The sequence below is a fragment of the Bradyrhizobium sp. LMTR 3 genome (assembly GCF_001693485.1).
Classification (GTDB): Bacteria; Pseudomonadota; Alphaproteobacteria; order Rhizobiales; family Xanthobacteraceae; genus Bradyrhizobium.
On record NZ_MAXC01000002.1, the window covers coordinates 309,176 to 321,966 of the forward strand.

Annotated in this window: 11 protein-coding genes; 4 read left to right on the forward strand and 7 right to left on the reverse strand. The window is 63.1% G+C overall.

What is annotated here, in order from left to right:
• Positions 1-220 precede the first annotated feature (220 nt).
• Together LMTR3_RS03110 and LMTR3_RS03115 are read left to right on the forward strand one after the other, a co-directional pair.
• A complete protein-coding gene (locus LMTR3_RS03110; protein ID WP_065743600.1) occupies positions 221-1,420 on the forward strand; it encodes a hypothetical protein in 1,200 nt (399 codons plus the stop codon).
• A gap of 91 nt (positions 1,421-1,511) precedes the next feature.
• Positions 1,512-2,195, forward strand: coding sequence for a hypothetical protein (locus LMTR3_RS03115; RefSeq protein WP_065743601.1), 684 nt, complete (start codon positions 1,512-1,514; stop codon positions 2,193-2,195).
• Positions 2,196-2,208: 13 nt separating this feature from the next.
• Here LMTR3_RS03115 and LMTR3_RS03120 read toward each other — a convergent pair whose 3' ends face one another.
• The gene (locus LMTR3_RS03120; RefSeq protein ID WP_065743602.1) at positions 2,209-2,625 is read right to left on the reverse strand and encodes an META domain-containing protein; all 417 of its coding nucleotides are present in this window, start codon (positions 2,623-2,625) and stop codon (positions 2,209-2,211) included.
• A 494-nt stretch (positions 2,626-3,119) separates the two neighbouring features.
• On the opposite strand from LMTR3_RS03120, the gene LMTR3_RS03125 reads away from it, so the two are divergent.
• A complete protein-coding gene (locus LMTR3_RS03125; RefSeq protein WP_065743603.1) occupies positions 3,120-4,865 on the forward strand; it encodes an ABC transporter ATP-binding protein/permease in 1,746 nt (581 codons plus the stop codon).
• Between the two features lie 20 nt (positions 4,866-4,885).
• Here LMTR3_RS03125 and LMTR3_RS03130 read toward each other — a convergent pair whose 3' ends face one another.
• The 6 genes from LMTR3_RS03130 to LMTR3_RS03155 form a co-directional block, all read right to left on the reverse strand.
• Entirely contained in the window at positions 4,886-5,398 is a 513-nt protein-coding gene (locus LMTR3_RS03130; RefSeq protein ID WP_065743604.1) for an HPP family protein, read from the reverse strand.
• A gap of 70 nt (positions 5,399-5,468) precedes the next feature.
• Complete coding sequence (locus LMTR3_RS03135) at positions 5,469-6,467, reverse strand: TorF family putative porin (RefSeq protein WP_065743605.1); 999 nt, start codon at positions 6,465-6,467, stop codon at positions 5,469-5,471.
• 413 nt (positions 6,468-6,880) lie between these two features.
• Positions 6,881-7,255 (reverse strand): histone, encoded by a 375-nt coding sequence (locus LMTR3_RS03140; RefSeq protein ID WP_065743651.1) that lies wholly within the window; start codon positions 7,253-7,255, stop codon positions 6,881-6,883.
• 220 nt (positions 7,256-7,475) lie between these two features.
• Positions 7,476-8,786 carry a glycolate oxidase subunit GlcF gene (gene glcF / locus LMTR3_RS03145; protein ID WP_065743606.1) on the reverse strand — a complete coding sequence of 437 codons (1,311 nt, stop codon included), beginning with the start codon at positions 8,784-8,786 and terminating at the stop codon, positions 7,476-7,478.
• Complete coding sequence (locus tag LMTR3_RS03150; protein ID WP_065743652.1) at positions 8,783-10,021, reverse strand: FAD-binding protein; 1,239 nt, start codon at positions 10,019-10,021, stop codon at positions 8,783-8,785. The genes glcF and LMTR3_RS03150 overlap by 4 nt, the downstream gene beginning before the upstream one ends.
• A 361-nt stretch (positions 10,022-10,382) precedes the next feature.
• Entirely contained in the window at positions 10,383-11,876 is a 1,494-nt protein-coding gene (locus LMTR3_RS03155; protein WP_065743607.1) for an FAD-linked oxidase C-terminal domain-containing protein, read from the reverse strand.
• 225 nt (positions 11,877-12,101) lie between these two features.
• Here LMTR3_RS03155 and cycA point away from each other — a divergent pair, with 225 nt between their 5' ends.
• Positions 12,102-12,494: a cytochrome c-550 CycA gene (cycA, locus tag LMTR3_RS03160; protein WP_065743608.1), complete on the forward strand. Its 393-nt coding sequence runs from the start codon at positions 12,102-12,104 to the stop codon at positions 12,492-12,494.
• Positions 12,495-12,791: the final 297 nt, after the last annotated feature.

Genomic DNA, 12,791 nt, shown 5'->3' on the forward strand with positions numbered 1-12,791 from the left:
CGGCACCCCTCTCCCTAACCCTCCCCCGCAAGGGGGGAGGGAACCCTTCCGCCGGTGCGTACCTCACTAATGCTGGCGAGCAGCCGTAATGCAATGTGGCGAGCACGCTCGTCAGGCTCGCTCTGCGCGCGCAAGTCTCCTCACGGCCTTCTTTTTGGCCGAAGCTACTGAGGTTTGCTACCTAGGCGTCTTCCGATTCTGTGGTCTCAGGGAATTTCACATGCGCGCGCTCCCTCTTCTCCTGCTCGGTCTGGTGATGGTCTCCCCGAATTTCGCTATCGCCCAGATGAAACTCCCCAGCAAGACGGCGCCGGGCGCGACCGAGACGCGCTATTTCACCGCGATCGACGGGCTGATGGACGGCAATGCCGATGTCATTCTGAAGGAAACCCGCCAGGGCAAGAACGTCACCGCTGCTACCCTCGACGTCTGCTACCCCGCAGCGAAGGGCGCCGACCGCAAGGACCGCTTCGTCGCCAACCTCGCCGTCAACGGCCAGAACCTGACCGGCACCACGCAGAGTCTCGGTGACAAGCTGCCCGTTACCGTCAAGCTGGTGCGCAAGCCTGTCGGCGACACCTTCGAATTCCGCGGCCAGATCAGCATCGGCCAGACCGTGACCGAAGTGACCTCGACCGACAATTCCGATCTCAGCGAGAAGGAATTTCTGGACAACCAGACCAGCGACGACGGCATCACGCCGGCGCCGAAGGATTTTACCGACGTCTCGCCGGAAGCGATCGGCGTGCGGGTCAAGCTCGACGCCGCGCTGGATTTCCTCAAGAGCCTGAAGGGCGAGGCCGTCGAGGTCGGGCTTTCCAGCCTTTCGGTCTCCTGCGATGCGCTGCGCGCCGGCGAGCAGACCATCAACCTCACTACCGATCCGGAGCGCGCCACAGCGCTGATCGCGAAGACGAAGTCGACGCCAGGCGTGGTCGCCGCGGGATGGACCAGCGGCATCATCGAAATGGACCGCACCATCCGTTTTGCAGCGGCCGATTGGCGCGACGGCGACAAGATCAACAGGGACAAGATCGCGTCCGCCATTTCAGGCGTGCTCGCGAAAACGCTTGCCGCCAAGGCCGCCGGCGCCGAGTGGGACGCCAACACCGGAAAACTGACGCTGAGCTTCAAGCGGCCGAGCCCGATTTATCCCGCGCTCGCGCTGACCGAAACTGTCGAGGTCACCGCGCTGGTCTCGCCGGATAAACCGGGCGCCACCGATCGGTTGATGCTGTGGATCTCGAGCCCGGTGATCACGACCGCGGATGAAGGTGCCGGCCCACAACTGCATTTGTCGGAAGAATCCACGGGCGACGAGGAAGGCGGCGAGCCGAAGGACGACAATGGTTCGGTCGAGGCGCTCGCGAAAGAGTTCAAGGGCCAGCACTGGGACGCCGACAAGTCGGTGTGGAAGTAGAATATGATAGCCGAGCGCGCCACAGAGCCCGATCGTTAAGATTCGATTCAGTTTAAAGGAACATCATCGGTAGCTGAACCTGGGTCACACCATGCAAGACCGCGAGCCGAGTACCTTTGATAGCATCTGGTCGGGGAATGTGGTTGGCGGCCGAGGGCCGGAGCAGCCGGCGAGTTCGTGGGATTTTCTCAGGCCCGATCGCGATGACGTACTGGTGGTGCGGGAGTCATTTCGCGACCGGACGCGCAACGCGCTGCTGGTCACCGTGGCCGTGGCGGCAAGCTTTGGGTTGGGATGGGCCGGCGGCCTGAGCTGGCCCGAGCTGGCAGGCACGCTCGGCCTTGAAACTGTTGCGCAAGCGCCCGCGCCGCGCATTGCTGAAGCACGGTCGAGCGGCAAGATCGAAGGCGCCCGGAAGACCGCATCCACCTCGGACTCGCCCGCCATTGTCGGAAGCATTCCTAAGCCGTCCGCCGTGTTGTCGGCCGGTGCACGCCCGTCTGCGGGTCCGGTCTCCCAGGCAAATGCGAGCCCCTCGCCGATTGCGCTGCGGCCGCAGCCTTTGGTGGCGGCGCCGGAAACGAAGCCGACCACCATTTCCGGCTGGACGGTTGTCGATGTTCGGGATGGCACCGCCGTTCTCGAAGGTCCCGACGGCATCAGGATGGCCGCGCGCGGCGACACCATTCCCGGAATCGGACGCGTGGAGTCCATCGTGCGCTGGGGCGGACGCTGGGTCGTCGCCACCGCCGGCGGCTTGATCGCGACGCCCTGACTGAACGTTCGACCTAGTTCGTGTTGATGCGGAAGCGCAGCGTTTTCGCGCCGACGAACGACACGAAATCGCCCTGCCGCTTCCAGGTGCCCGCCTCGGCCAGCGCCGCGATCAATTCATCATCCTGCTGCCCGCGATCCGGTGGACAGGGCCGGTTCTCCATCGCGCCGGGAACGAAGATCACCGTGTTGCCAGCCACCGAAAACTGGCCCTTGCCGCCCTTGCACCAGAGTTCGAGCACCACCTCGCCCTTGTCGCCAATCTCCAGGTTAGGAATCCGCTTCGAGCCGCGTTGACGGTCCACGTCGAGTGTCATTTCCGCGCCGAACGGAAAGCCGTCATCGGCGCGCGCCGGGCTGAAATGCAGTGTGGTGGCCGTCAGCAAGAGCGAAGCGGCGCCTGCACGGGCCGTACGTACGAATGAAACCATGTACCCTCTCGAAAATACCCGACCTACCGCGCCGCGCCGTTCTATTGAACGGCGAAGTGATTGGCTAGGGCGTGTGAGGCGAGCACGCCGGTCAGGCTCCCTCCCCCGCAAGGGGGGAGGGAACCCTTCCGCCGGTGCGTCCCTGACCATGTGAGGCGAGCACATTGGTGCGGTTGCTCACCTCACGTTGCTCACGACCTCGCGTTACATTGCGTCACGGCCGCCTCGCGCCTATTCAGCACCAACATCGTGAACGGATAGACTGCGATCAAAAGCGGGGTTGGGCAGCCTTGGCATGGGCTACCTTGGCACCGCCAACGCTCACAACCTCGCGAAGTTCGATGGCCGCCGCCCCTCGCCCGCACAGCCATGCTAGGGTCTAGCCGAGAGTGCGACAAGCCGCCGCAGGCAGGCGAAATCCATAACCTAGCAGCAGGCCATAATTCCCACATCCTTTCAGTGCGTTAGACCCAATTTTCCGGAGACGGTGATCTGTGAACAATATCCGCTCGACGCTCGCCACGGTATGGCGCATTGCCGCCCCCTATTTCAGCTCCGAGGACAAATGGGCCGGCCGCGCGCTGCTCGCCGCCGTGATCGCGATCGAGCTTGCGATCGTCGGCATCAACGTCCTGATCAATCAGTGGAACCTTCGTTTCTACAACGCGCTGCAAGAACGAAACTGGGACAACTTCGTTTCCGAGATCATCTACTTCAGCGTCCTGGCCGGCATTTTCATCGTGCTGGCGGTCTACCAGCTCTATCTCAATCAATGGCTCCAGATCCGCTGGCGCCGCTGGATGACCGCGCAATATCTCGGTGACTGGCTGCATCACGCCAACCACTACCGGATGCAGCTTCAGGGCGACGCCGCTGACAACCCCGATCAGCGCATGACCGACGACGTCAAGCTATTCGTCGATCGCACCCTCAACATCGGCGTCGGCCTGTTGAGCTCGATCGTCACGATAGCGTCCTTCGTCACGATCCTGTGGGGGCTTTCCAATGCGGCGCCGCTGCACATGTTCGGGCAGGACATCGCCATCCCCGGTTACCTCGTCTGGGGCGCGTTGATCTATTCAGTGCTCGGCACCATCCTGACCCATCTGATCGGCTGGCCACTGGTCGGCATCGATTTCAGGCAGCAGCAGTACGAAGCGGATTTCCGCTTCAACCTGGTGCGCGTGCGGGAAAACTCCGAACAGATCGCGCTGCTGCACGGCGAGCAGGCGGAGCGCGAGCGCCTTCTGGTTCGCTTCGGACGCGTGGTCGAGAACTGGCTCGCCATCATGAACCGGACCAAGAAGATAACGGCGTTCACGGCCAGCTATAATCAGGCGTCGGTGATTTTTCCCTATGTCCTGGTGGCGCCGGCCTACTTCGCGGAAAAGATCCAGCTCGGCGGCATGATGCAGACCGCATCGGCGTTTTCGAACGTTCAGGGCGCGCTTTCGTTCTTCATCACCATCTATCGCCAGTTGGCGGAGTGGCAGGCCGTGGTCAACCGCCTCGACGGATTCGAGGCTGGGATCGTAGCGGCAAGAGAACTTGCAACGCGCACTGATCGGATTCACATCGCTGCCACGCAGGGCGACGGCGCCATCAGCCTGAAGGATCTGGTGCTACGGCTGCCCAACGGAACGCCGCTGGTGAACGCGGACCGGTTCAGCTTCCGCAAGGGCGAGCGCACGCTGATGACGGGCCCCTCGGGCTCCGGCAAATCGACGCTGTTCCGCGCCATCGCCGGCATCTGGCCGTTTGGCTCCGGCGCCGTCACCGTTCCTGCGGGTGCAACATTGATGCTGCTGCCGCAGCGGCCGTATTTCCCAACGGGAACGCTACGGGCGGCGGTCGAATATCCGGCCAAGGAAGGCGCGTTCGCGCCTGCGCAGATCAGCCAGACGCTCGAATTGGTCGGGCTGCCGAAGCTCGCGTCGCAACTCGATGAACACGGGCACTGGAATCGGACGCTGTCGCTCGGTGAGCAGCAGCGACTTGGATTGGCACGCGCGCTGTTGCATGTGCCGCAATACCTGTTCCTCGACGAGGCGACGGCGTCGCTCGACGAACCTTCGGAGGCGGCGCTGTATCGCCTGCTCGACGCCAAATTGCCGGCGACCACGATCATCTCGATCGGCCATCGTTCGACGCTCGATGACTTCCATGATCGCAATGTCGTGCTTGCCCGAGCGGGAGATGGATTCGCGCTTCAGGACAGCAAGAGCGCCGCTGCGTCGTAGCCATCCGGGCTACGATTCTCCTACAGCCAGCGCCGCGGCCATGGCTGGCGGCGCACCCAGCGGTGCCAGAGATAACAGAAGGCGGTCAATAGCAGCGCGCCGGCCAGCACCGGCGCGAGCAGGAACGTCCAGGGCAGATTGCCTGAGACCACCAGCAGCGGATTGATGCCTGCCGGCGGGTGAAAGGTTCCGGTGACGTACATCGCCAGAATCGAAAGGCCGACGGCTGCGGCCGCTGCCCACGCCTGCGGTCCCGTCAGCTTCAGCACGATCAGGCCGACCAGGGCCGACACCACGTGACCGCCGATCAGGGCGCGCGGCTGCGCCGGCGCCACGTCAGGCGATCCGATCACCAGCACGATCGAGGTGGCGAACGGAATCACCGCGAGCGGATAATGAAGCGCGAGCGAGAACCACTCCATGACGCCGATCGCAATCGCGCCGCCGAGGCCTGCGACCGCGCCGGCCAGAACGTTGCGGTGATCGTTGCGCGAGATCGCCTTACGCGCCGCGCTGCGCCAATCTCGTTTCATCAGGTGCCGCCACTAAAACAAAAGGGGCGGCAGATCGCTCTGCCGCCCCTTCGTCTCCGACAGGAAGATCTTACTTCAGGTTGGTCATCGCGGTCAGGTCAGCCGAGAGCTTGACGATGCCGGCGGCGCCGCACCACTTGGAGCCGACGCCACTCGGATTGATTGGCGTGAAGCTGCCGTTGAACGTCGCGGTAAAGTCGCTCGTGAAGGCGTTACAATCACCCTGCGACAGGTTGGTGTCGGAGTAACGGAAGTCCAGCGTGAAGACCTTGTAGGTGAAGCCGATGCCGATGTTCCAGGTGTTGTAATCGGCATAGTCGATGCCGTTCGGGAACGCGGGCACGCCGTAGAAGGAGTCCGAGGTACCGAGCCACTGACGGCCGAACTCACCCGACACATACATGCCGATGCCGCTGGCGCCGAACCAGGCGCTCGGCGCGATCACCTTGCCGACGATCGACGCATAGGTGCCTTCGGCACCGGTGTTCAGGAAGCTCGGCGTATAATAGACATTGCCGCCCAGCGAGAAGTTGTCGTTGAAGGTATAATTAACCTTGCCATAGACTTCGAAGAAGTTGAGGTCCTTCTTGATGACGTTGCCGTTGAGCAGAGCATTCTGCAGACATTCGGCGCTAAGCGGATTGCCCGCGAAATCGGTCGGAGGAACAACGGGGCCGTAATGGCAGGTGCCGCCCGGATACATGTAGCCCCAGGCACCGACGTCGAAGGCGAAGGCACCAAACGTCGCGCGGACACCGCCGTAAGCGTCGACTTCAGCCGCGGCACGGTTGGGGAAGGAGATGCTGGCGGCAGCCAGGCCGACATAGAGCTGAACGTCCTTGTTGACGTTGTAGCGCGGCTCGAAATAGGCGTTGACCGACGGCTTGTGGTTGGACTGGGTGATGCCGCGGAAGATGTAATCGTTGGTGATCCCGGCGCCGAAGGCGATATCCCAGGGATCGAACGCAACCGGCGGCGGCGCCTTGACGGCCTTCACCCGCATATCCGCGGCGACAGCCGAACCGGACACCATTGCCAGCGCCGTTGCTAACAAAGCCACTTTCTTCATATCGATCCCCATCACCCTTCTTGACAGTCCAGCTCCGGCGCCCCCCGGGGCAAGCGATAACCGACTGCGGCCAAATGTCTTAACGTGGTCACAGAGTGGGCCGCGGCGTCATGGTCGTGAAGCAAAAAAGTCAAGCACGTGCCGCCTTTTTAGGCGTTTAGGCCATTTCCAGAAATGTTCTGGGCGTGTGTTGCATTCTCACAACAATTTTACGGTTTCCTGATTGCCCGGCGGCGTACCGAACGGGAAAAACGCGGCACCGGTGACACACCGGAGAGCGGCTCTTCCGAATCAACCTCCCCGTGAAAATACCGCTCCGGTCGCTTCGCCACTCCTTTCGACCAGTCCCAACAAAAAGGCCGCAGCGGGTGGGACGCTGCGGCCTCTCGAAATATCCGGTCTCGGCGAACGACCTAGTGCTGCTGATCGCCGCCGTTGGAGGAGCCCGATCCCCATGACGGGTTGGACGGCTCCGGTGAAGCCCAGCTCGGCGCAGGCGCCGGTTCGGGCTCCGTCATCGCCGGCTCCGGCTGGGGAGCGGCGGGCTTGGCAGCCGCCTTCCTTTTCTTGGCCGGGCTCTTCTTTGCAGCCTTCTTCGGCGCGGCGGCCTTTGACTTCTTAGCGGCCTTCTTGGCGGATTTCTTCGCCGACTTCTTGGCGCCCTTCTTCGCTGATTTCTTGGCAGCCTTCTTCGCCGACTTCTTGGCGGACTTCTTCTTCGCCGCTACGGCCTTCTTGGCCTTCTTGGCCTTTTTAGCCTTCTTCGCCTTCTTACTCTTCTTCGCCATCGTGGTCCTCCTGTTGCGCTTGTCCATGCTGTCGAGCGCTTCGATAATCCGCAGGCTAGACCGGGGCGACACTTCTTCGAAGTGCCCTCCCGCTCCATCCTTGTCTGGGCATGATCTCCGGGCGAGACGCTTGGCGCGCGCCCGTCCCGAGGAAAACCGGATGCCGATCCGCTGTCGAGGCGCGGCGCAGGCTTTCCGGATCATGCCAAGGGCCGATCGATCAATTCAATCCTGGCCTGGGACCTCCCGTCGCCCAATCGAGAAGCTCAATCGTGTGCACCACAGGAACTGACGTACCGCCGGCAATTTGCACCATGCACCCAATATTGCCTGCAGCGATCATGTCCGGTTTGACTGTCGCAATGTTGGCGACCTTTCGATCGCGCAACCTGCTCGCAATGTCGGGCTGGAGAATGTTGTAGGTCCCCGCCGAACCGCAACACAAATGGCTCTCAGGTACATCTTTCACCACGAATCCATTCTTGGAAAGCAATTCTTTCGGAAGGCCTGTGATTTTCTGTCCATGCTGCAGCGAACAGGCCGAGTGATAGGCCACCGTTACGTCGCCTTTCTGGCTCGATGGCGTGAGCGCAATGCCGGCGAGATACTCGGTGATATCCTTTGCCAGCGCAGAGATTTGCGCTGCGGGGCCAGCGAAATCGCGATCCTCGCGCAGCATGAAACCATAGTCCTTGATGACCGTGCCGCAGCCCGACGCCGTGATCAGGATGGCGTCGAGGCCGCCTTGTTCCGCTTCCTTTTTCCACACCTTGATGTTGGCGCGAGCCCGCGCCAGCGCGTCACCGTCCTGCCCGAGGTGGTGGGTGAGCGCGCCGCAGCATTGCTCGTCCCTGACCAGGACGACCTCGATGCCGTGGCGCGTCAGGAGATTGACGGCGGCCTGGTTGATGCGCGGCGCCAGCACCTGCTGGGCACAGCCCTGCAATAGTGCGACCCGCCCGCGCTTCTCGCCCTGGGCCGGAAACACGCTGCCGCCCGAGGGGCCCGGCGGCGGAAGGCTTTTCGGCGCGAGCGCCAGCATCGCCTTGACCCGCCGCATCAGCCCGGGGATCGCGGCCGCCTTCGCCGGCAGCAGGGCCGCGAACGGGCGGGCAAGCCGCGCCATGATCATGCTGGCGCGAAACAGCTCTGGCCGCGGCAGCACGAGCGCCAGCACCGCGCGCAAGGCCCGCTCTGTCAACGGCCGCGAATAGTCGCGCTCGATTCGGACCCGCGCCTGATCGACCAGGTGCATGTAATGCACGCCGGACGGACAGGTAGTCATGCAGGCCAGGCAGGAAAGGCAGCGGTCGATATGCTTGACCACCTCCGCCGTCGGCGGGCGGTCCTTTTCCAGCATCTCCTTGATCAGGTAGATGCGCCCGCGCGGGCTATCGAGTTCGTCTCCGAGCAGGACGTAAGTCGGACAGGTCGCGGTGCAGAAGCCGCAATGCACGCAGGCGCGCAGGATCTTGTCGGCTTCGGCGATATCGGGATCGGCGAGCTGGGCCAGTGAGAATTCGGTTTTCATGACGCAGATACCCTCACCATCCGGCCGCGGTTGAGGATGATCTTCGGATCGAAACTGTGACGCACGCGCTCGCTCAGCGCGGCGATGCCGCCGGATTGCGGATGGAAGACGTCGACATTTCGCCTGGTCTCTTCGGACGCGCGGATCAGCGATGCGTGGCCGCCGGCCGCCTCGACGCGTTGACGCACCATCGCGGCCTGCGCGTCCGGCTTGGGCGGCAACGCCGCCCAGATCATGCCGCCGCCCCAATCATAGATCACGTCGCCCCCGGTCTCGCGCGCCAGCGCCTGCCCGAGCGCGCCGCCGGATGCCGGCGGACAAACGATCCGCCACACCGGCCAGGCGCCGAGCGCGCCGCTTGCGGCGAAAGGCTCGACGTCGCGGATCGCGCTCCAGAGCGTTGCCGAGGCAGCGTCCTCAAGCATTTCCACTGACCCGAACGGCGCAAGCGCTTTGCCCAGCGAAGCGGCGCGATCCGCGACCGAAGCCGCTATGCCTTCGAGCCGCAATAGCGTGACCGCCCGCCCCTGAGATGAAAAATCCGCAAGCGCGCCGGTCGCAGGGCGGAACGCCGAATTCGGCAGGTGCGCTGCGCCCGAGACGTCAAACGGCGAGCCGAGTGCTGTGGTCATCGCCCGGTTCGCCGCCACATCGTCGAGGCCTGCGAGCACCAGCGTGCGCTCGCTCTCGGGCTTCGGCATCACCTTCAGCGTGACTTCGGTCATGACCGCCAGCGTGCCCCACGACCCCGTCAGGAGCTTGCAGAGATCGTAGCCGGTGACGTTCTTCACCACCCGTCCGCCGGTCTTGAAGCTGTCGCCGAAGCCGGACACCGCATGCGCGCCCAGCAGGTGATCGCGGGCGCCGCCGGCCTTGATGCGACGCGGACCGGCGAGACCCGAGCCGATCATGCCGCCGATGGTGCCGTTGCCGGATACGCCCGTCAGCGCGGACGTATCGATCGGCTCGAAGGCGAATTGCTGGTTCTTGGAATCGATCAGCGACTGCACGTCGGCAAGGGGCGCACCGGCCTGCACCGTGATGATCAGCTCGTTCGGCTCATAGGCGCTGACGGCGTTCAGCGCCGACACATCGAGCACGGCATTGGTCGCCATCGGCTGGCCGATGCCGCGCTTGGTGCCATGGCCGACGATCTCAAGCGGCTGCTCGCCGGCGATCGCCGCCCGCACGACCTCCTCGACGTCCTTGGCGTCACGGACTCTCAAGGTGTCCACGGCGCACCCGAATTGCATACGGCATTCGCTGCGTGGCAGGTAACGCAATCAATCGCGCCGATCGTTTCGCCAGGTGTGCTGATAGGTAGTTGCCGTATCTCTTGTGTCAGCGCCCGAGGCTCACCCCTCTCCCCAACCCTCCCCCGCAAGGGGGGAGGGAGCCCATCCGCCGGTGCGTTCCTGACGAATTGCCATTCTCCTACTGGTTCGCGAGACGCTGGAGCTGTGAGTCGAAGCGAGGCGAGCACGCTCATCAGGCTCCCTCCCCCCTTGCGGGGCAGGGTTGGGGAGAGGGGTAAGCCGCACGAGAGGTGCTCATGAGACCCCCCGTCACGTCTGCAACTATCTTTGAAGTTCATCACTAAAATCTCGGCAAATCCGGAAACGCGAGCTTGCCGCCATGCACATGCATGCGGCCGAGTTCGGCGCAGCGATGCAGCGTCGGGAACACTTTTCCGGGGTTGAGCAGACCCTGCGCGTCGAAGGCGCATTTCAGGCGCTGCTGCTGGTTGAGGTCTACTTCCGAAAACATCTCGCCCATCAAATCGCGCTTCTCGATGCCGACGCCATGTTCGCCGGTGAGCACGCCGCCGAATTCGACGCAGGCCCGCAGGATGTCGGCACCGAAGGCTTCCGCCCGCTCGATCTCGCCAGGCTTGTTGGCGTCGTAGAGGATCAAGGGGTGCAGATTGCCGTCGCCGGCGTGGAACACATTGGCGACGCGCAGATCGTATTTCGCCGAGAGGTCGCGGATGCGCGCGAGCGCCTTCGGCAGCGCGCCGCGCGGAATCGTGCCGTCCATGCAGAGATAGTCGGGCGATATCCGCCCCACCGCAGGAAACGCCGCCTTGCGGCCGGCCCAGAACAGATTGCGCTCGGCTTCCGACGTTGAAATCTGGCAACTCGTCGAGCCGCAACCTTGCGCGATCGCCTCGACCCGCTTGATCAGTTCGTCGACCTCCACGCCCGGACCATCGAGCTCGATGATCAGAAGCGCCTCGACATCGAGCGGATAGCCGGCGTGAACAAAAGCTTCGGCGGCGTGGATCGCCGGCTTGTCCATCATCTCCATGCCGCCGGGAATGATGCCCGCGCCGATGATGTCAGCGACGCATTCGCCGGCGGCCTCGACCTCGGCGAAGCCGACCATTAGCGCCCGGGCCGTCTCCGGTTTCTGCAGGATTCGCACCGTGATCTCGGTGATGACGCCGAGCAGGCCCTCCGAGCCGGTGATGATGCCCATCAAATCGTAGCCGGAATTTTCGGCGGCCTTGCCGCCGATGCGCAGGATCTCGCCGGACATCAGCACGATCTCGCAAGCGAGCACGTTGTTGGTGGTCATGCCGTATTTCAGGCAATGCACGCCGCCGGAATTCTCCGCCACATTGCCGCCGATCGAGCAGGCTATCTGCGAGGAGGGATCGGGCGCGTAATAGAAACCGGCATGCGCCACCGCCTGGCTGATGGCGAGGTTGGTGACGCCAGGTTCGGTGACCACCACGCGGTTGTCGAAATCGATCTCGCGGATGCGCTTGAACTTGCCCAAGCCCAGCAGCACGCCGTCCACGAGCGGCAGCGCGCCGCCTGACAGTGACGTGCCGGAGCCGCGCGGCACCACCTTGATGCCATGTTCGAAGCAGTATTTGAGAACTCTGGATACCTGCTCCGTGGTATCGGGCAGCACCACGACCATCGGCGGCTGCCGATAGGCGGTGAGTCCATCGGACTCATAGGCCAGCATCTCGGCCGCGCTGTCGATCACGCCTTCGCCCGGCACGATCGCGCGAAGAGCGGCAACGATGGCATCCCGGCGTTCCAGAACCGCCTGATCGGAAGCCGGCATCATGATGGCCATGCGAATCCTCCAGGCCCGGCGAATAACGATTTGTGGTGGTAAATCAAGCACGTCTGCCAAGGTTTGGGTAGGCTATCCGAAGGTCGGATTGCCACGCTTCAACCGATCAGTTCTCTCTGGGACAAGTCGGCAATGGTGAAACCTGTCAAAGTTTCGTGGCTTGTCCAATCCAAGCGGGCCTGCCACAAGAAATCCGCCTCTCTGGGAAGAAACAAAGAGCACCACATGAAAATATCGACTTTGAGCGCGCTGGTCGTCGTTACCTCTTTGGCCGCATCATCGGGCGCGCTGGCGCAGGATGCCGCCGCCGGCAAAACCTCGTTCAACAAATGCCTGGCCTGCCACGCCATCGGCGAGGGCGCCAAGAACAAGGTCGGTCCGGTGCTGAACGGGCTCGACGGCCGCAAGTCCGGCACCATCGAGGGCTATTCCTATTCGGACGCCAACAAGAATTCCGGCATCACCTGGGGCAAGGATGTGTTCCTCGAATACATCAAGGACCCCAGGGCAAAGATTCCCGGAACCAAGATGATCTTCGCCGGCATCAAGAACGAGAAAGAAGCCGGCGATCTCTGGGCCTATGTCGCCTCGTTCGACAAGGACGGGAAGCAGAAGTGAGAGCACCCTCCCCTGGAGGGCCCCTGGAGGGGGAGGGTCGGCTCACATGGAGCGCAGCGGAATGTGAGACGGGGTGGGGTGATCTCTCAACACGGGCACTGTTGGATGTGGAGAGACCGTCACCCCACCCCGCCGCTCATTGCATGAGCGTCGACCCTCCCCCTCAAGGACTACGGGATCCCCGAAAGTGATTCCCCGGATTTTGTGAATGTGATTCAAGGCCTTTCGACCTATTTTGGCGGGAGGCATGCGATGTCTTTTGGCGATATTCGGGTTGCTGAGCGTGCTGATTGGCTG

Coding starts and splice junctions, on each gene's coding strand:
- LMTR3_RS03110 (WP_065743600.1), top strand. CDS start 221: ATGCGCGCGCTCCCTCTTCTCCTGCTCGGTCTGGTGATGGTCTCCCCG.
- LMTR3_RS03120 (WP_065743602.1), bottom strand. CDS start 2,625: ATGGTTTCATTCGTACGTACGGCCCGTGCAGGCGCCGCTTCGCTCTTG.
- LMTR3_RS03140 (WP_065743651.1), bottom strand. CDS start 7,255: ATGGCGAAGAAGAGTAAGAAGGCGAAGAAGGCTAAAAAGGCCAAGAAG.
- LMTR3_RS03115 (WP_065743601.1), top strand. CDS start 1,512: ATGCAAGACCGCGAGCCGAGTACCTTTGATAGCATCTGGTCGGGGAAT.
- glcF (WP_065743606.1), bottom strand. CDS start 8,786: ATGAAAACCGAATTCTCACTGGCCCAGCTCGCCGATCCCGATATCGCC.
- cycA (WP_065743608.1), top strand. CDS start 12,102: ATGAAAATATCGACTTTGAGCGCGCTGGTCGTCGTTACCTCTTTGGCC.
- LMTR3_RS03130 (WP_065743604.1), bottom strand. CDS start 5,398: ATGAAACGAGATTGGCGCAGCGCGGCGCGTAAGGCGATCTCGCGCAAC.
- LMTR3_RS03155 (WP_065743607.1), bottom strand. CDS start 11,876: ATGGCCATCATGATGCCGGCTTCCGATCAGGCGGTTCTGGAACGCCGG.
- LMTR3_RS03135 (WP_065743605.1), bottom strand. CDS start 6,467: ATGAAGAAAGTGGCTTTGTTAGCAACGGCGCTGGCAATGGTGTCCGGT.